Genomic DNA, 18,256 nt, shown 5'->3' on the forward strand with positions numbered 1-18,256 from the left:
CCGGTCACGCCGCCCGGCGCGCCGGCGAGGGGCGGTGTGACCGCTTCTGATCAGGCTGGGCCGGTCGTCGGCCCGGGGTGATGTGCCGGACGGCGGGGGTGATCCGCAGCCGGCGCAGCAGCGGGGCGAACGGGTCGCCGAAGGTGCGGGCCGCCGTGTTGAGCAGCAGCGCGGCGGCCACCATGCCGACCGCGGGCATCCCGACGAGCAGGGCGATCACCGAGATGACCAGGCCACCCCAGACCATCACCCGCAGCCCGACGTCGGCGACCGGGATGCCGCTGGGCCGCTGCCTGGTCCAGACCGGCAGGAACGACGAGGCCAGGGCCAGCGTCACGGCGCCGAGCACGGCTGCCGCGGTCAGGAGCACCTGCGGCCAGTCGTAGTGGCGGCCGAGTGCGTAACCACCGGAGAGGACCACCCCGAACCACACCTTGGCCAGCGCCCAGCGCCCGAAACGGATCAACGGGTCCTCGGTAGGCGTCGTCATGCGGGCTCCAGCCTTAGGTGAGCAACACCCTACCTTCCGTGACCTCGGCGTGGACGGCTGCGCGCTCAGCTCCGGCCGAAGGCGGCACGGGACCCCGGTGTGGACGGCTGCGCGCTCAGCTCAGGCCGAAGGCGGCACGGACCCCGGCGTGGACGACTCAGCGCTCAGCTCAGGCCGAAGGCGGCGCGGAACTCGTCGCGGACGGTCTCGCGCCGGTCCAGGATCGCGAAGACCGCCCGGTCGAACCACGGCGCGCGGGCCAGCGCCGCGGCGAAGACGGCGGCCACCTGCGCCGGGTCGTTGCCGAACACCCCGCAGCCCCAGGCGCCCAGCACCAGCTCACGACAGCCGTGCGCGGCGGCCACCCGCAGCACCCGATCCGCCCTCCGGGCGAGGGCGCCGGGCACTTCCGGCAGGAGTCCGGGCTGGTCGCGGGCGATCATGGCACGGTTCGGGGCGGCCGCGGTCAGGAAGGAGACATGGTACGGCCGGGCGAGAAACCGCCCACGGTCGTCGCGGAACACCGGAACCCCGGGTGACCAGATGACCCGGTCGGTGTAGAGCAGCCCCCGATCCGCCCGATGGAAGGCGTAGAAGTCTCCGGCCGCCCGCAGCGACGGGTAGATCGCCGAGGCACGGGCGATGCTCTCCTCCTGCGCCTGGGCCCCGTTGAGGAACCCGCCTCCGGGGTTGCGTGCCGACGCGAAGTTGAGGCAGGCCACCCCGTCGCGCTCGGTGGCCACCCGGCGTGCGGCGTCGAGGCTGCTCTCCGCGGTGACCTCCACGGCGAGCGGACCGGCCGCGGCCGGCGGCGGGGCGAGCACGTCGTCGGGCAGGTGGAGCCGGGTGCCCCGGACCGCGCGGGCCACGGCATCGGCGATGTCGACGACACCGTCCGGGCCCTCGTAGGTCCCGCGCTCCACGATGGAGACCGTCTCCTGGGCGATCGCCCGCAGTCTGCCGCTCACACCCCTGATCATGACGCACCGGGCGGCCGCCCGTACGCCCCCGGTCGTATCCGGGGCTACGCCCGGGACATGACGACGCCGATCGTCCGTACGGCGCATGCTCGCCCTCATGAGAAAGCCGGTGGAGACCGCGGCGTACGCCATAGGCCTGGTCCTGATCGTGTCCGGGATCGTGCACCTCGGTGTGTTCGTCGCGGACGACGTGCCGTGGGCCGGGCCGGTGTCGTGGCGCAAGCCGGCCACCTTCGGGTTGTCCTTCGGCCTGACGCTGATCACGGTCGCCTGGGTGACGCGGTGGCTGGCCCTCGGGGACCGGGCGCGAGCCTGGCTGCTGGGTGTCTTCGCGGCCGATTGCGTGGTCGAGGTCGCCGGGATCACCGTGCAGGCGTGGCGTGGGGCGCCGTCGCACTTCAACACCGAGACGACGTTCGACCGCGGGGTGGCGATGATCCTCGCGGCGGGTGGGGCGGTGCTGGTGGCGACTCTCGGGGCGTACGCGGTGACGGCTCTGCGCGGGCGGATGCGCGGGCCCGCGGACATGCGGCTCGCGGTGCGGGCCGGGTTCGCGCTGATGCTGGTCAGTCTGGCGAGCGGGGTGGCCATGGTGGCGCGCGGGACGGTCCTCTTCCGGACGGTGAGCCCGCGGGCGGCGTACGAGATGGGCGGTTTCCTGAAGCCGGTGCACGGTGTCGCGCTGCACGCCGTGCTGGTGCTGCCGTTGCTGGCGGCCGTTCTGCTCCGGTTGGGCCGGGATGATCGGGAGCGGCTGTGGGTGGTCGGGGCCGCGGTCGTCGCCTATGTCGTGGCTGCCGTCGTGGCTCTCGCGCTGTCCTTCGGATGATCTCTGTTACACTCCCGGAACGCCCACACGCTCTAGTAATTCAATAGGAATAGTGGGTAGGCTGCGCGGCATGAGTGCTGTGCCCCTGGAGATCTCCGGTGTCGGTAAGGAGTTCACCGCGAGCGGGCGGCGGCGGGCCGTCCTGTCCGGGGTGGACCTCGCCGTCGCGGCCGGCGAGGTCGTCGCGCTCCTCGGCCCGTCCGGGTGCGGCAAGTCGACGCTGCTGCGCCTCGCCGGCGGGCTCGACACCCCCACGTCCGGTCGCGTCCTCGTCGACGGGCAGCCGGTGCGCGGCTTCGAGCCCCGGTGCGCCGTCGTCTTCCAGGAGCCGCGTCTGCTGCCGTGGCGCACCCTCGAACGCAACGTCGCCTACGGCCTGCCCCGAGGCTACGACCGGGCACGCGGCCGCGCGGAGGTCGCGCACTGGCTCGACGTCGTCGGGCTCGCCGACTTCGCCGGCCACCGGCCGCGGCAGGTCTCCGGCGGGATGGCCCAGCGGGCGGCGCTCGCCCGGGCGCTGGCCCGGCGGCCCGGCGTGCTGCTGCTCGACGAGCCGTTCGCGGCGCTGGACGCGCTGACCCGGCTGCGGATGCAGGACCTGCTGGCCGAGGTGCAGCGTGCGGCCGGGACCACGGTGCTGCTGGTCACCCATGACGTCGATGAGGCTCTGCACCTGGCCGATCGGATCGTGCTGCTCGGAAGCGGGCCGTCGGCGAGCGAGACAGCCGCGAGCGAGACAGCCGCAACCGCCGCAACCGCCAGCCCGCCCTCCCAGGGGGAGCCCCACAGGCCAGTGTGGTCGAGAACGGGGCCCCGCGTCGGGCGGCCTGTGGACAACCCGGCGATGTGGACGACGCCGCCTCGATCCGGCTCGTGCTCGACGTGCCCCACGCCCGGCCGCGGGACCGTGCCGACACCGGGCTCGCCGCACTCCGCTCCCTGTTGCTCAGCGAGCTCGGCGTCCGTACCCCCACTGCCGTCGCCTCCTGAACCACCACCCAACCGCAACAGATCCCCCTGGAAGGACCCCATATGAAGATCTTGCGCGCCGTTTTCGCGACGGCCGCCGCGACCGCTCTGCTGGCCGGCTGCGTGCAGGGCGAGGACGCGCCCGCCGCGAACGCCGACGGCACGAAGTCCGTCACGCTGCGGCTCGACTACGCCTACTACAACCCGGCGAGCCTGGTGCTGCGTGAGCAGAAGTGGCTGGAGACGGAGCTGGCGGGCAAGGGCGTGACGGTCAGCTGGCAGCTGTCGGCCGGCAGCAACAAGGCGAACGAGGCGCTGCGCGCGGACGCCGTCGACGTCGGTTCGACCGCGGGCGCGGCGGCCCTGGTGGCGCGGGCCAACGGGTCGCCGATCAAGACGATCGACGTGTTCAGCCAGCCCGAGTGGGCGGCGATCGTCGTGCCGAAGACCTCCACGGTCACGTCGGTGGCGCAGCTCAAGGGCAAGAAGATCGCGGCGACCAAGGGTACGGACCCCTACTTCTTCCTCCTGCAGGCGCTGGAGGAGGCCGGACTGAAGCCCGCCGACGTGACGGTGACGAACCTGCAGCACGCCGACGGCAAGACGGCGCTGGAGCGTGGTGACGTCGACGCGTGGGCCGGGCTGGACCCGCTGATGGCGACGTCCGAGGTGGACGCCGGGTCGAAGCTGATCTACCGGAACGTGGCGTTCAACTCCTACGGCGTGCTCAACGCGCGGGAGGCGTTCCTGGCCGAGCACCCCGACCTGGCGCAGTCGGTGGTGAACGCGTACGAGAAGGCCCGTCAGTGGATCACCGCGAACCCGGACCAGGCGGTCGCGTTGTACGCCAAGGAGGCGAAGATCTCCGAGCCGGTGGCGAAGGCGGTCCTCACCCAGCGGACGGTGCTCGACATCGACCCGGTTCCCGGCGCCGCGCAGAAGGCCGTCTTCGAGAAGATCCTGCCGGTCCTCGTGGCCGACGCCAACGTGAAGAGCGAGGCCGACGCGCGGACCGCGATCGACACGCTGTTCGAGCCGAAGTACGCCGCCGCCCGGACCGTTTCGTGACGCTGCCGCGTATCGGCCGGATCGCCGCCGGGGCCCTGCTCCCGGCGGCGATCCTGCTCACGTGGCACCTCGTCGCCTCGGCCGGGGTCTACTCGGCGGCACAGCTGCCGCCGCCCGGCGAGGTCCTGGCCGCCCTCGGTGAGCTGCTCCGGCGCGGCGAGCTCTGGCATCACGTGGCGATCAGCACACAACGGGTGCTGATCGGTTTCGCCGTCGGCTCGGCGCTCGGGCTCACGCTCGGCGGCCTGGTCGGGCTGTCCCGTGCGGCGAACGCCGTCCTCTCCCCCACGGTGCAGGCGATCCGGGCCGTACCGTCGCTGGCCTGGGTGCCGTTGCTGCTGCTCTGGCTGGGTATCGGGGAGACGCCGAAGATCGTGCTGGTGGCGATCGGCGCGTTCTTCCCGGTCTACACCACCGTGTCGGCGGCGCTGTCACACATCGACCCGCACCTGGTCGAGGTCGGGCGGGCGTACGGGCGGTCCGGGCTGCCACTGCTCGGCACCGTGCTGTTCCCGGCCGCGACCCCGGCGATCCTGTCGGGGTTGCGGCTCGGGCTGGCACAGGGCTGGCTGTTCCTGGTCGCGGCGGAGCTGATCGCCTCGTCGATGGGGCTCGGCTTCCTGCTGATCGACAGCCAGAACACCGGGCGTACCGATGTGATGCTGCTGGCCATCATCCTGCTGGCCCTGATCGGGAAGCTCAGCGACACGCTGCTCGGCCTGGCCGCCGTCACGCCGTCCGCAGCGCCCCGGTAGGGGCCGGTCCGGGCCGGGTGACCGGGCCGCGTCTGGCCACGGTATGACGGGAAGGTCGGACCGCGGGCTGACGGCAGCCGCGCCCGGCGGCTCTAAACTGGACGGATGTCCTGGAGGAAGGGCCTGTGGTGGCTGGCGGTCGACCTCACGGTGGCGCTCGTACTGACCGCCGCGTCGGTGGAGGAGCCGCGTGACGACGTCGACCGGTGGTCCACGTTCACCGTCGTCATGGTGGTCGGTCTGGTGCTGTGCCGGCATCGGCCGTCGGCCGCCGTCGTCCTCACCACGGTCGGCACGCTCGGCCATCACCTGCCCGAGCCGTCCGGGGTGGAGGCGCTCGACCTCACCGTGCTGATCGCGATCTTCGCGATGGCCGCCGCCGACGATCGGCCGCGCCGGATCGGGGCGATCACGTGCGGGGCGCTGATGGCGGGGGTCGCCGTGCTGAGCCTGACGCTGCCGTGGCCGGCCGGTGACGACGCCCGGATCCCGGTCGACACCCGGGTGATCGCGGTCCACGACCCGCGCGCCATGGTCCCGGTGCCGCAGCCTGAGGTGCCGGGCATCGGCGACCGGCTCCTGCAGAGCAGCGGCCTGATGCTCGCGATCGCCGCCGCCTTCCTGCTCGGCGACAACCTGCGCGGCCGCCGCATCCACCTGCGCACCCTCGAGCGGCGAGCCACCGATCTCGAACGGGAGGGGCGGCAGCGGGTCGCGCTGGCCACCGCCGCCGAGCGGGCCCGGATCACCCGCGAGTTGCACGACGTCGTCGCCCACGGGCTGTCCGTCATGGTGGTCCAGGCTCAGGGGGCGGCGGCGGCTTTGAAAAGACATCCCGAGCGTACGGAGACCGCGCTCCGTGACATCGTCACCACCGGCCGGTCGTCGCTGGCGGAGATGAGGCGCCTGCTGGCCATCGTCCGTGAGGAGCCGGACCTGGCGCCGCAGCCCGGCGTCGACGCCCTGCCCGCGTTGATCGACCGTGTCCGGGCCGCCGGCACCACCGTCACGTTCACCGTCGACGGTGATCCGGCCCCGCTGCCGGCCGGTGTCGACCTGTCCGCGTACCGGATCGCGCAGGAGGCGCTGACCAACACGCTGAAACACGCCGGTGAGGGCGCGACGGCCCGGGTCCGGCTCGGGTTCCACGCTGATCTGCTGGAGATCGAGGTGTCCGACGACGGCCGCCGCCCGTCGGCGCGTCTGCGCGACGCCCACGGCAACGGCCTGCGGGGCATCGCCGAGCGGGTGCGTCTCCTCGACGGCACCCTGGAGACCGGCCCGCTGGGCACGGGTGGGTTCCGGGTCCTGGCCCGCCTGCCGCTCGTGCCGGGCGCTCTGCCGCCGCCCGTCGCCGGCCCCGCGCCGGGGGGTGGCGCCGGGGAGGAGCTGCGGGTGCGGACGGTGGGGGACTCATGAGCATCCGGGTGGTGCTGGTGGATGATCAGGTGCTGGTGCGTACCGGGTTCCGGATGATCCTGGACGAGACCGGGGACATCGAGGTCGTCGGTGAGGCCGGCGACGGGGCCGCGGCTCTGGAGGTGACCGCCCGGACCCGGCCGGACGTGGTTCTCATGGACGTCCGGATGCCCGGGGTCGACGGGATCACCGCGACCGGGCGGATCCGGGCGCTGTCGCCGGCGCCGAAGGTGATCATCCTGACCACGTTCGACCTGGACGACTACCTGTTCGCCGGGCTGCGGGCGGGGGCCAGTGGCTTCCTGCTCAAGGACACCCTCGCCGACGATCTGATCGCCGCGGTCCGGGTGGTGGTCTCCGGGGAGGCGGTCACCGCGCCGAGCGCCACCCGGCGGCTGATCGCCCACTTCGTCGACGCTCCGGCCGTTCTGCCGTCCCGGCCGGACAGCCGTCTCACCTCACTGACCGCCCGCGAACGGGAGGTGCTCGTCCTGATCGCCCGCGGACTGTCCAATGCGGAGATCGCCGGCGACCTGACCGTCTCCGAGGGCACGGTGAAGACCCACATCAGCCGCATCCTGGCGAAACTTGGTCTCCGCGACCGGGTCCAGGCCGTGATCCTGGGTTACGAGTGCGGCCTGGTCCGGCCGTGATCCCGGGTTACGAGTGCGGCCTGGTCCGGCCGTGATCCCGGGTCATGAGTGCGGCCTGGTCCGGCCCTGCGGTCAGGGGGCCAGACGGAACAGCTCGGCGTGGATCTGCCCGGCCGGGACCTTCAGCCGGCGCAGGGTGGCCAGGACGGCGTTCGTGAGGGCGGCCGGGCCGCACACGTAGACGTCGCGGGACGTGATGTCGGGGACGAGGGCGTGCAGGCTCTGCGGGGCGAAGGGCTGGTTCGTGGCGGAGCTGCGGCCGGACAGCACGTGCAGACGGGCGCCCTTCTCGCGGGCCAGGTTACGGAGCTCACCGAGCAGGACGGCGTCAGCACCGGACCGGACCCGGTAGAGGACTGTCACGTCGCCGCTCAGGCCGGGATCCTCGAGTAGCGAGCGGATCGGGGTGATGCCTATTCCGCCGGCGATGAGCAGGGTGGCCGTACCCCGCCGGTTGTCGATCGTGAAGGAGCCGTAAGGGCCCTCGGCGAAGACCCGCGCGCCGATCGGGAGGTCCCGCAGGCCCGCGCTGGTCGTGCCGACGCCTTTGGCGGTGAGCCGCAGCGAGCGGCCGTTCGGGGCCGCCGAGAGGGAGAACGGGTTGACCTGCCACCAGCGGTTGTGGCCGGGGAACCGCCACAGGAAGAACTGGCCGGCCTTCGCGCCGAGCAGATGCAGGTCACGGCCGGTGACGTGGACCGAGACGACGTCGTCGGACTCGGGAACGACCGCGGCGACCCGCATCCGGTGGCGGTTGTTGCGGACCAGCGGGACGATCAGGCGGTACGTGATCAGCGCGCCGAGTGCGAACGCCCACAGCCCCCACCAGTAGATCTGCGTCAGCACGTTGAGGGTGAACGCGGTGCCCTCGTAGGCCTGGTGGACGATGCCGAGTACCAGCACCGCGTAGAGCAGCAGGTGCACGGTGTGCCACGCCTCGTAGGAGAGCCGGCGCCGGGCGATCCGGACGGACAGGGCCACGACCAGCACGATCAGCGCCACCGCGATCAGGCCGAGCAGCACCGGGAGCTGCCGGGACAGGGTGAGCGCGGTCTGCGGGAACGACACCCGGTCGTAGCGGGCGAAGCCGAGGATCACGAAGGTGGGGTGCAGGACGGCCAGCCAGAAGACGGCGAAGCCGGTCCAGCGGTGCCAGCCGGTCAGGCGGTCCATGCCGATCGCCCGGTCCAGCAGCGGCAGCCGGGCCACGAGCAGCGCCTGCACGGTCATCGCGAACGCCAGGTAGAGGCCGAGCAGCCGGCCCAGCTGGCCGAACAGGTTGTGGGCGGGCGGTCCGGCGATCAGGAACATCGCATGGATCACCGCGAGGTTGACGACGAGGAACGTCCCGATCGCGGCACGCGCGATGAACGGCTGAGTCACGGCGGTCTCTCCCCTGCTGATCCCCTATCTTCAGCGGTGTACCGCGATCATCGCCATCCGGTTCACGACAGAGACCGCCGCCTGCTCCCAGGTTCATTCCCCGGAAGCAGGCGGCGGGGGGTCAGCGGAAGCTCGCGTCGGTGGCGAGCGCGGCCAGTTCGGCGTCGGTCAGCGGCAGCGCGGCCAGCGGGGCGAGCCCGTTGGTGGCGGGGTCGGCGTAGCTCGGCGACTTCGACTGCATCACGTAGACGACCGTGCCGTCGGAGTGCCGGTATCCGGCCCAGGCGGTCCCGTCACCCTCGTGCACCACGCCGACCTGGGAGTCTCCGACGGTCACCTTCGTGCAGTCGCCGCCACGCCCCAGAACTGCTTCGCCACGGCGCAGGCGTCCGTGGGCAGGTCGTTGCCCGGCTCGCTGACCTCGACGAGAAGCTCGCCGACGCCGTCGCCCCTACCGATGGCGACCCCGGCCATGTTGCGCCAGAACTCACCCTCGATCGTGGACTGGTGGGAGCGGAACGGGATCCCGTCGGTGGTGTTGCCGGACTTGGCGTCGTACCCGTCCGGAACCGCCGCCAGCACCGCGGTGAGCAGTCTCTTCCCGTTCTGGTAGTGCGGTCCGCTGTCGGCGGTGGCGTCGCCGCCGTTCTCGGCCGGCCACGACGGCTTGCTCTCGGTGAGCCCGGACGGGGTCGCTTCGGCCGAGCTCGGCGTCTCGGTCGGGAACGGCTGGACCGCACCCGACGGCTCGGCGGCCACCTGCAGCCCCGGTCCCCCGCCGGGCTGACCCTGCCCCGGGATGACGGCGAGGGTGATGCCGAGGATCGCCGCGGCCGATCCGATGCCGGCCAGCAGGTTACGCCGGGTCTGTGTCCGGCGGGCCACGGCGATCGTGGTCTTCGACTCCATCGGCGGTGGCTCGGGGTGGAGCGTGATCGTCTCCCGGAGCGCGTCGCGCAGTTCGTTCTCGTTCATTCTCGGTTCCCCTCAGTCGGCCGTGACGGGATGGGCGACCAGGGTGCGCAGCGTCTCCAGACCCCGCGCCGCCTGGCTCTTGACGGTTCCCGCGGAGCAGCCGAGGGCTGCCGCGGTGTCCTCCACCGAGAGGTCCTGCCAGTAGCGCAGCACCAGCACGGCCCGCTGTCGGGGTGGCACCTGGGCGAGCGCCCGCATCAGCGTCACCCGGTCCTCGGTCGGCTCCGGGTCGGCCACCCGCTCGATCCGGGTGTCGTGCGGCCGCTCCCGCTTCCACCAGCCCCATCTGCCCTCGTCGATGAAGGACGAGATCAGGACCCTACGGAGGTACGGGTCGAGCGACTCGTGCCTCTGCACCCTGCTCCAGCGCAGGTAGAGCTTCGTGAAAGCGTTCTGTGTCAGGTCCTCGGCGCGATGCCAGTCCCCGCACAGAAGGAAAGCGGTCGCCCGCATAGCGGATGACCGTGCCGCGAAATACTCGGCGAACGCAATATCCCGCTCGCTCATGCCGCCGCCTCCGCTGCGCTCCGGCGTCGCCATGAGTTATGAACGTTGCCCGATGATTCGCTCGCGAGCTCGCTCATGCCGGTCCCCCATCCTGTCGGTCCGCGTAAACACGAGGTGACCATCCCGCAGGGTTGCACGGCCCGGACAGAAAAAAGCGGGGAGGCCGCCGGACCGGCCTCCCCGCTCGTGATCAGCGTGTCACTTCGGGGCGCCCAGGTCGTCGAGCGCCTTGGCCGCGCCGCGGTGGACGACGACCGGGCTGGTCTTACGGGCGGTGTCGACGCTGATCTCCTTGGCCGCCGCGTTGGCCTGCTCCAGCTTCGCCTTGCTGCCGAAGAGCGTCTTGGTCAGCACGCACGCCACGTTCGGGTCCAGGTTCTCCCGGACGAGCAGCACGTTCGGGACGATGATCGTCTTCACGTCGGCCGGGGTCTTGTAGGTGGCGGCCGGGATGACCCCCTCCTGGTAGACCTCGTTGATCTTCTGCATCTCCGGCAGCACCGACGTGATGTCCAGGAACTCGACCTTGTCCGCGCTGGTGGTGAACAGGTCGGTGATGCCCGGCGTGGGCAGGCCGCCGGAGAAGAACAGGGCGTCGATCGTGCCCTCCTTCATCCCGTCGACGGTCTTCGTCAGGTCCAGTTTCTGCGCCTGCACGTCGGTCTCGGCGAGGCCGGCGGCCTTCAGCACCCGGGTGGCGATGACCTCGGTGCCGGACTTCGGTGAGCCGGTCGAGACCCGCTTGCCCTTCATTCCGGCCACGTCCTTGATGCCCGCCTCCTTGCGGACGATCACCTGCGTGTAGTTGGTGTGGATACGGCTCAGCGCCTGCACCGGCTGCTTCGTGGTGAAGCTGCCGGTGCCGTTGACCGCGTCGGCGGCGGTGTCGGCCAGCGAGAACGCCACGTCGTAGGTGCCGGCGACCAACTGCTGGATGTTCTGCACCGAAGCGCCCGTCTCGGCCGCGGTGGCCTGGACGTTCTTGCCGGACGCGTTCACCTGTTCGGCGAACGCGTTGCCGACCGCGAAGTAGACGCCGATGGCGTTACCGGTGGCGATGCCGACACGGGTGGCCTGGGCCACCTCGCAGGTGACGGCGCCGCCGGTGTCGGTGCTGGCGGTGTCCTGCCGGCCGCCGCACGCCGCGGTGGCGGCCGCGAGCGTGCTGACCAGCGCGATTCCCACTATTCGTCTCATGCTTCTCCTTCAGGAGGGGTGATGCGGCAAGGGGCGAACTTCAAAGGGGGGTCTGTGTGCCGGCGCCTTCGGCTCGTCTTCGGTCGAAGACGCTCAGGAGTACGGCCACCAGCAGCGCGATCAGGCCGGCGACGATGCCGGCCGGCTCGAGGTAGAGCAGGAGGAGCCCGGCGAGCCCCGCCGCCATCCGGCTCACCCGTCCCGCCGGGCCCACACCCAGGACCCAGCCGCCGGTCGCGATCGCCAGCCCGAGCACGGCGAGCGCCGCGACCACGGTCGTCCACACGATGCCGGGCAACGAGCCGCGGGCCAGCAGATGCTCCCCGTTGGAGGTGAGGACGAAGGCGAGCGGCGCCAGGAACGCGGGCAGCGCGTACTTGAGGGCCTGCCACATGGTCGGGATGGTCCGGCCGCCGGTGATCGCGCTCGCGCCCACGGCGGCCAGTGCCGTCGGCGGGGTGACCTCGGACAGCACCGAGTAGTAGAAGACGAACATGGCCGCGGCCGGCGCCGGCACCCCGAGTGTCAGCAGCGCCGGCCCGATGATCACCCAGCCGATGATGAAACTCGCCGTGACCGGCACCGCCAGCCCGAGCAGGGCCAGCGCGAACGCCGCGAGCACCGCGGTCAGCGCCAGCACCACGGCCGGCTCGTCGGTGACCGCCTTCGCCCCGTTCACCAGCAGCGAGGCCAACTGGGCGCCGAGCCCGGTCTTCGTGGTGGTCGCGGTGATCACGCCGGCGGCGGCGCACACGGCCACGACCGGCAGCACCCCGCGGACCCCGGCCGCCAGCGCCGCGAAGATCCGTGGCGGGGTGAGGCGGGCACTGCGGTCGAGGAAGGACAGCACGCCGGCCAGGATCGTCGCGTACACCACCGAGCGGGTGGCGCTCTGCCCCAGCGCCAGCAGCACCACGATGACGATCAGCGACGAGAAGTGGTAGCCGAACCGGGTCAGCAGCCGCCACGCGCTGGTCTCCGGCGCGTCGACGGCCCGGACCGCGAACCGCCGTACGTCGATCTCCACGGCCAGCAGGATGCCCAGGTAGTAGAGGACCGTCGGGATCATCGCCCAGCCCAGGACGGTCAGGTAGGAGACGTTGAGGTACTCGGCGACGATGAACGCGGCGGCTCCCAGCGTCGGCGGCGAGAGGATCGCCCCGACCCCGGCCGCGGCCAGCATGCCACCGGCCTGCTCGGGCGGGTATCCGGCCCGGCGGAGCATCGGCCAGGTGACCGCGCCGACGCTGACGGCGGTGGCCGTACCCGATCCGGAGACCGTGCCCAGAAGGAACCCGGCGGCGACCGCGGTGCGTCCCGCCGCGCTGCGTGATCGCCGGAAGGCGGCGACCGAGAGGTCGACGAAGAACCGGCTCGCGCCGGACAGGTCGAGCACCGCGCCGTAGATGGTGAACAGCACGATGTAGGTGGCCGCGACATCGAGGGGGGTGCCGTAGAAACCGCTGCCGGAATTGTAGAGAGCGTCGATGATCTGCCCGAAATCGAGCCCGGCATGCGCGATCGGCCAGGTCTGCGGCAGCAGGCCCCCGTAGTAGGCGTAGGCGAGGAAGAGCAGGCAGACCACGGGCAGCGCCCAGCCGGTGGTGCGCCGGCACGCCTCGATCAGCAGGATCAGCAGAATCGCGCCGAGGACGACGTCGACCGGTTCGAGCAGCCCCTGCCGCGACAGGAAGCCGTTGTAGCCGCCGTCGAACGGATTCAGCGGATGCAGACAGACGAGCGAGGCGCCGGCGGCGAGGATCCAGTCGATCACCGAGGGCGATCGCCGGCCCTCACCCCATCCCGATTTGTACGCCAGGAAGACGAGCGGAAGAGTGCCGGCCAGAAAGATGATCAGGTAATACTGGCTGCCCTGGGCCAGCGGCCGGAACACCTGCCACAGCACGAGGCCCGCGACCACGAACGCCGCGATCGAGACGGCCGCCCCGACCCGCCCGCCGAGCTCCCGGGCGGGCCGCTCCTCGTCGTCGTAGTGCACCGCGGGCGCCCCGGCCTCCGCTTCGGCGAGCCGCTGCGCAGCCCCCATCGAAGATCGATCATCACCCATGAATCGGACAGTACTATGTGGCATCCCGTCCGGTGTGTGCCGCGCCCTCACGCCCCCTCAACGAGCGACGCCCGCCACCCGCCACCCACCGGGGCCGGCCGGGCGCGGGCAGCACCGCTTCCCGCGACCGCGCGCCGTGTCCGTGCCCTCTCAGGGGAGCTCGACGGTGTGGGTCGAGCGGGTGACCACCTCGACCGAGTCCAGGGCCAGCAGCTGGGTGTCGGTCGCGGCGAGCCGGGCCCGGGCCTCGACCGGAACCGACACCGGGGAGCCGGCGGCGAGCGGCAGCAGGTGCAGGGTCACCTGGGCGCCCGGGCGGTAGCCGGCGTCGGTCAGGTTGACCGCCCAGACGGCTCCGTCCCAGTAGCGGTCGGTGACCGGGCGGCCGTCGATGCGCAGCTCACCGATGTCGCCGGCCCAGGTGATGCGCAGCAGCGGGTCACCGGCCGGGTCGGCGGCGAGGTCCGGCAGGTGCAGGCGGTAGACGGCGGCCAGCTCGTCGAAGGCCTCCGGCGCGGGGGCGGACGGGCGGCCGTCGTGTTTGCCGTGGCTGACCGGGACCGTGGGGGCGGCGGGGCGCAGCTGCTCGACGGTCACCGGCTGGAGCGTCGGCGCGGGGGACCGGGGAACGGCCACCTCGGTGAACGCTCCGATCGTGGAGTCGTAAACGCGTACGTCCGCGGGTCGTGACGCCTTGACCGTGAGCGTTCCGGCGGCGTCCCACTGCAGCTCGTCGTCGGTGAGCAGGAGGCGGCGGCCGCCGTCCTCGGCGACCCATAGCGAACCGGCCGTCTCGGCCGGGAGCACGAGCACGTCGAGGCCGCCGAGCCGCACCGGGGTGAGCCCCGGCGTCACCGTCTGGACCCTGTCGGACACGGCGATCTCGACGTCGATGCCGGGCTCGGCCACGAGGACCAGCGTGGGGATGTCGCCGGGCAGCAGGGTGAGCGCCGACGCGGTGGCGTAGGTGACCGTGACGCCGCCGGCCGTGAGGTTGAGCGGCCAGCGGGCGAGGGTGCCCGGCGGCACGTCGATGGGCTTCGACGGGAACGCGAGGACCTCGTTCTCCAGGGACACCGTGAAACGGGCGCCGCGGTGGACCGGCAGCGGGAAGTGCGGCTGGTGCCAGGAGACGAACAGGAAGCCGCTCTTCCCGTCGCTGCGCAGCGCCCACCGCAGTGTCGTGGTGTCCTCGACGTCGGAGGGCCGGATGTCGGGCAGGCTGGACGGCATCTCCGCCAGGCGATGACCGAAAGCGGACAGGAAGGCGTGCTGGCGGCGTAGTTCGGCGTGGCTGGGGGCCAGGGTCCCGGCCTCACCGATCGGGGCGTGGAAGTCGTAGCCGAGCGGGGCGATGTCGTTGGGGTAGCCGGTGGCGTGCGATTCGTGCAGGTCGGGGCCGGGGTTGGTGCCGCCGGCATACATGTAGTAGCCCTGCCACGCCGACCCGTTGCCGATCTTGCAGTGTGCGATGGCGGCGACGTCGAGGGCCGCGGGACGGGGACGGCGGTGGTATGCGGTGGCCATGCCGCCGCCGAGCTCGCAGGTCGCGGGCGGGAACTCCTCGGACGGGGTGCGCGGGCCGCCGGAGGCCGCCTCGATCGCCTGCGCGCGCCGCACGTCGGCGCCGATGCCCGCGTCGTCCCAGACGTGCGAGAAGAAGTAGTGGTCGCGGAAGGTCGGGTCCCACGGGGCGTCGGCGTCGACCCAGAACCCGTCGCCGTAGCCGCCGTAGAGGGGCAGGACCTCGCCCTCGGGCAGGTCGGCGCCGCCCCACGCGGTGGCGGTCCAGAGCGGCGCGGACATCCCGGCCTCGCGGGCCAGGCGCTTGAGCGTCACCAGGTGCCGGGGCTGGTCGTAGAGCTCGTTCTCCAGCTGGATGCCGAGCACCTTGCCGAAGCGGTCACCGACGGCGGCGCTGATCTGCGCGAACCACTCGGTGACCAGCTCCAGGTAGGCCGGGTCGTCGGTGCGGTGCCGGACCGGCGCGTGCTGCACCCAGTCGGGGAAGCCGCCGTTGCGGCTCTCGCCGTGGCACCACGGGCCGATCCGCAGCACCACGTCCAAGCCGGTCTCGACGGCCAGGTCGACGAAGGCGCCGACGTCGAGGCCGCCGCCGAAACGCGCCTCTCCCCGCTGCGGCGAGTGGTGCAGCCAGAAGACGTAGGTGGCCACCACGGTGACGCCGCCGGCCTTCATCTGCCGTAGCCGCTCGGCCCAGCGCTCGCGGGGCACCCGGCTGTAGTGCAGCTCGCCGGAGACCGGGATGACCGGAACACCGTCGCGGGACAGATAGCGGTTGGTCAGCGAGACGCCGGGCCGCGCGTCCTCGTCGTTGCTCATCCGCGGCCGGCGCAGCGGAGTCGCCCAGGCTTGGTGGCGAACGGAGAGCGGCTCGAGCCACGACATGGGATCAGCTCCTTGCGATGTTGACTGTAACCGGTCACAGGCCGGCGAGCCCGAACGATACACAGGCGTAACGGGTGGGACGCAAGGGCTTGACACATGGCCGTAACACCAGCACTGTAACCGGTCACAGGGGCCGACCGGAGCACTCGCTTCCCGGCCGGTCCCCGTCACCGGCTTCCCTCTCCCGGCCAAGCCGATCAAGGAGGATCAATGAAGATTAAAATCGCCCCGCTCATGGCGGCTCTGACCGCAGCGGCCCTTTTCACCACCACAGCGTGCAGCAGCTCCGACTCCGGCGCGGAGAACCAGAGCGACCCGAACGAGAAGGTCGCGCTGACCTACTGGACCTGGGCGCCGAACATGGACAAGGTCGCCGCCGCCTGGAACGCCAAGAACCCGAACATCCAGGTGACCGTCAACAAGCAGGACGGCGGCGACCCGGCCGTCACCAAGCTGCTGACCGCGATCAAGGCCGGCTCCGGCGCGCCGGACATCATGCAGGCCGAGTACCAGAAGATCCCCACCCTGGTCTCCTCGGACGCGATCGCCGACATCTCAGCCGAGGTCGGCCCGGTCAAGGACAAGTTCCCGGCCGGCATCTGGAACGGGGTGACCCTGGGCTCCGAGGCCGTCTACGGCGTACCGCAGGACTCCGGCCCGCTGATGTTCTTCTACCGCTCCGACGTCTTCGAGAAGAACGGCCTCGCGGCCCCGAAGACCTGGGACGACTACGCCGCCGCCGCTGAGAAGATCCACAAGGCGGACCCGAAGCAGTACCTGGGCACCTTCTCGGCCAGCGACGCGGGCCTGTTCACCGGTCTCGCCCAGCAGGCCGGCGCCTCCTGGTGGGGTGTCAACGGCGACTCCTGGACCGTCAACATCAACGACGCCGCCACGCAGAAGGTCGCGGCGTACTGGGGTGGGCTGGTCGAGAAGGGCGTCGTCGACAACAAGCCGATGTACACCCCCGAATGGAACGCCGCCCTCAACGACGGCACCCAGGTCGGCTGGGTCAGCGCGGTCTGGGCGCCCGGCGTGCTCGACGGCTCGGCCAAGGACACCAAGGGCAAGTGGAAGGCCGCCCAGATGCCGCAGTGGGACGCCGCGGCTCCGGCGACCGGCGCCTGGGGCGGCTCGGCCACCAGCGTCACCACCCAGACCAAGCACAAGAAGCAGGCCGCCCAGTTCGTGTCGTGGCTCAACAGCGACCCCGAGGCCCTGAAGCTGCTGGCCACCGAGGCTTTCGTCTACCCGGCCGCGAACGACGCGACGAGCGTCCTGACCAGCCCGCCGGCCTTCTTCGCCGACCAGGCCGACTTCTACACCATCGCCGCCGACGCCTCGAAGGCGATGAAGCCGTTCACCTACGGCCCGAACGTGAACGTGGCCTACAGCGCGTTCAACGACGCCTTCGCCAAGGCCGCCGAGGCGAAGAAGGCCACCGCCTTCACCGAGTCGCTGGTGACCATGCAGAAGACGACCGTCGACGACATGAAGAACGCCGGGTTCACCGTCGCCGGATGAGCACGACTCCGGGCGGGCGGCCCCCTGGCCCGCCCGGAGCGTTCGGAAAGGAAAGCGGCGATGGCCCTGACCACCCTCCCGAGAAAGACCGCGGCGCCCACGCCCGCGGCACCCCGGCCGCGCGCCGGAAGGAAGGCCGGCACCCCCTACGCCTTCCTCGCTCCCGCGCTGTTCCTGTTCGCCGCGTTCCTGGCCGCGCCGATCGTCTACGCCGGTTACCTGAGCCTGCGCAAGGTCAAGGTCAGCGGCCTGGGCCTCGGCGCGAAGTCCCGGACCGAGATCTGGGCCGGCCTCGACAACTACGTCCGGTCGCTGACCGACCCGGACTTCCTGCCCAGCGTCTATCGGGTCGGGGCGTACGGCCTGATCGTCGTCCCCACCATGCTCGGCCTCGCCCTGCTGTTCGCGCTGCTGCTGGACGCGAACCGGACCAGGGAGACGATCGGCAAGTTCGCCCGGATCTCGATCTTCCTGCCGTACGCGGTGCCGGCCGTGGTCGCGTCGCTGCTCTGGGGCTTCCTGTACCTGCCCCGGGTCAGCCCGATCAACGACGCCATCGAGGCGCTCGGGATCGCCGCGCCGAACCTGCTCTCCAACGACCTGACCCTGTGGGCGGTCGCCAACATCGCGGTCTGGGGCGGCACCGGCTTCAACATGATCGTCATCTACACGGCGCTGCGGGCGGTGCCGACCAGCCTGTACGAGTCGGCGCGCATCGACGGCGCCTCGGAGCTGGCCATCGCCTGGCGCATCAAGATCCCGATCGTGATGCCGTCGCTGGTGATGACCTTCGTGTTCTCACTGATCGCGACGCTGCAGGTGTTCGCCGAGCCGATGACGCTGCGGCCACTGGCCAACACGATCTCGACGACCTGGACGCCGCTGATGAAGGTGTACCGGGACGCGTTCACCCGCAACGACCTCTACGCGGCCGCCGCCACCTCGGTGATCATCGCGCTCGCCACGTTCATCCTGTCCTTCGGCTTCCTCAAGCTCGTCGGGCGCCGGGCCTTCAACCAGGAGGACTGAG

Annotated in this window: 17 protein-coding genes; 8 read left to right on the forward strand and 9 right to left on the reverse strand. The window is 71.5% G+C overall.

Going from position 1 to position 18,256, the window contains the following annotated elements; genetic code table 11:
- Positions 1 to 4: 4 nt before the first annotated feature.
- Positions 5 to 490, reverse strand: a complete 486-nt coding sequence (locus tag ACQPZW_RS36060; protein WP_433790474.1) for a hypothetical protein — start codon at positions 488 to 490, stop codon at positions 5 to 7.
- A gap of 164 nt (positions 491 to 654) precedes the next feature.
- Positions 655 to 1,458, reverse strand: coding sequence for a TIGR02452 family protein (locus tag ACQPZW_RS36065; RefSeq protein WP_433790475.1), 804 nt, complete (start codon positions 1,456 to 1,458; stop codon positions 655 to 657).
- A 109-nt stretch (positions 1,459 to 1,567) separates the two neighbouring features.
- Here ACQPZW_RS36065 and ACQPZW_RS36070 point away from each other — a divergent pair, with 109 nt between their 5' ends.
- The 6 genes from ACQPZW_RS36070 (at position 1,568) to ACQPZW_RS36095 (ending at position 7,163) form a co-directional block, all read left to right on the forward strand.
- Positions 1,568 to 2,299 carry a hypothetical protein gene (locus ACQPZW_RS36070; protein ID WP_433790476.1) on the forward strand — a complete coding sequence of 244 codons (732 nt, stop codon included), beginning with the start codon at positions 1,568 to 1,570 and terminating at the stop codon, positions 2,297 to 2,299.
- A gap of 70 nt (positions 2,300 to 2,369) precedes the next feature.
- Complete coding sequence (locus ACQPZW_RS36075) at positions 2,370 to 3,335, forward strand: ABC transporter ATP-binding protein (protein WP_433790477.1); 966 nt, start codon at positions 2,370 to 2,372, stop codon at positions 3,333 to 3,335.
- Entirely contained in the window at positions 3,332 to 4,336 is a 1,005-nt protein-coding gene (locus ACQPZW_RS36080; protein ID WP_433790478.1) for an aliphatic sulfonate ABC transporter substrate-binding protein, read from the forward strand. The genes ACQPZW_RS36075 and ACQPZW_RS36080 overlap by 4 nt, the downstream gene beginning before the upstream one ends.
- A complete protein-coding gene (locus ACQPZW_RS36085) occupies positions 4,333 to 5,091 on the forward strand; it encodes an ABC transporter permease (RefSeq protein ID WP_433790479.1) in 759 nt (252 codons plus the stop codon). Before ACQPZW_RS36080 ends, ACQPZW_RS36085 begins: the two co-directional genes overlap by 4 nt.
- Positions 5,092 to 5,196: 105 nt before the next feature.
- Positions 5,197 to 6,510: a sensor histidine kinase gene (locus ACQPZW_RS36090; protein ID WP_433790480.1), complete on the forward strand. Its 1,314-nt coding sequence runs from the start codon at positions 5,197 to 5,199 to the stop codon at positions 6,508 to 6,510.
- A complete protein-coding gene (locus ACQPZW_RS36095; RefSeq protein WP_433790481.1) occupies positions 6,507 to 7,163 on the forward strand; it encodes a response regulator in 657 nt (218 codons plus the stop codon). The genes ACQPZW_RS36090 and ACQPZW_RS36095 overlap by 4 nt, the downstream gene beginning before the upstream one ends.
- A 72-nt stretch (positions 7,164 to 7,235) precedes the next feature.
- On the opposite strand, the gene ACQPZW_RS36100 is transcribed toward ACQPZW_RS36095, so the two are convergent.
- The 7 genes from ACQPZW_RS36100 to ACQPZW_RS36130 form a co-directional block, all read right to left on the reverse strand.
- A complete protein-coding gene (locus ACQPZW_RS36100) occupies positions 7,236 to 8,546 on the reverse strand; it encodes a ferredoxin reductase family protein (protein WP_433790482.1) in 1,311 nt (436 codons plus the stop codon).
- A 121-nt stretch (positions 8,547 to 8,667) separates the two neighbouring features.
- Positions 8,668 to 8,883 (reverse strand): hypothetical protein, encoded by a 216-nt coding sequence (locus ACQPZW_RS36105; protein ID WP_433790483.1) that lies wholly within the window; start codon positions 8,881 to 8,883, stop codon positions 8,668 to 8,670.
- Positions 8,880 to 9,521: a hypothetical protein gene (locus ACQPZW_RS36110; protein WP_433790484.1), complete on the reverse strand. Its 642-nt coding sequence runs from the start codon at positions 9,519 to 9,521 to the stop codon at positions 8,880 to 8,882. Before ACQPZW_RS36110 ends, ACQPZW_RS36105 begins: the two co-directional genes overlap by 4 nt.
- Before the next feature lie 12 nt (positions 9,522 to 9,533).
- Complete coding sequence (locus ACQPZW_RS36115) at positions 9,534 to 10,028, reverse strand: SigE family RNA polymerase sigma factor (RefSeq protein ID WP_433790485.1); 495 nt, start codon at positions 10,026 to 10,028, stop codon at positions 9,534 to 9,536.
- Positions 10,029 to 10,226: 198 nt separating this feature from the next.
- The gene (locus ACQPZW_RS36120) at positions 10,227 to 11,225 is read right to left on the reverse strand and encodes a TAXI family TRAP transporter solute-binding subunit (RefSeq protein ID WP_433790486.1); all 999 of its coding nucleotides are present in this window, start codon (positions 11,223 to 11,225) and stop codon (positions 10,227 to 10,229) included.
- Between the two features lie 40 nt (positions 11,226 to 11,265).
- Positions 11,266 to 13,272 carry a TRAP transporter permease gene (locus ACQPZW_RS36125; protein ID WP_433790487.1) on the reverse strand — a complete coding sequence of 669 codons (2,007 nt, stop codon included), beginning with the start codon at positions 13,270 to 13,272 and terminating at the stop codon, positions 11,266 to 11,268.
- Between the two features lie 171 nt (positions 13,273 to 13,443).
- Entirely contained in the window at positions 13,444 to 15,702 is a 2,259-nt protein-coding gene (locus tag ACQPZW_RS36130; protein WP_433790488.1) for a beta-galactosidase, read from the reverse strand.
- 210 nt (positions 15,703 to 15,912) lie between these two features.
- Here ACQPZW_RS36130 and ACQPZW_RS36135 point away from each other — a divergent pair, with 210 nt between their 5' ends.
- Together ACQPZW_RS36135 and ACQPZW_RS36140 are read left to right on the forward strand one after the other, a co-directional pair.
- Positions 15,913 to 17,226 carry an ABC transporter substrate-binding protein gene (locus tag ACQPZW_RS36135; protein ID WP_433790489.1) on the forward strand — a complete coding sequence of 438 codons (1,314 nt, stop codon included), beginning with the start codon at positions 15,913 to 15,915 and terminating at the stop codon, positions 17,224 to 17,226.
- A gap of 60 nt (positions 17,227 to 17,286) precedes the next feature.
- Positions 17,287 to 18,255 (forward strand): carbohydrate ABC transporter permease, encoded by a 969-nt coding sequence (locus ACQPZW_RS36140; protein ID WP_433790490.1) that lies wholly within the window; start codon positions 17,287 to 17,289, stop codon positions 18,253 to 18,255.
- Position 18,256: the final 1 nt, after the last annotated feature.

It is taken from the genome of Actinoplanes sp. CA-252034 (genome assembly GCF_050956125.1).
In the GTDB taxonomy this organism is placed as follows: Bacteria; Actinomycetota; Actinomycetes; order Mycobacteriales; family Micromonosporaceae; genus Actinoplanes.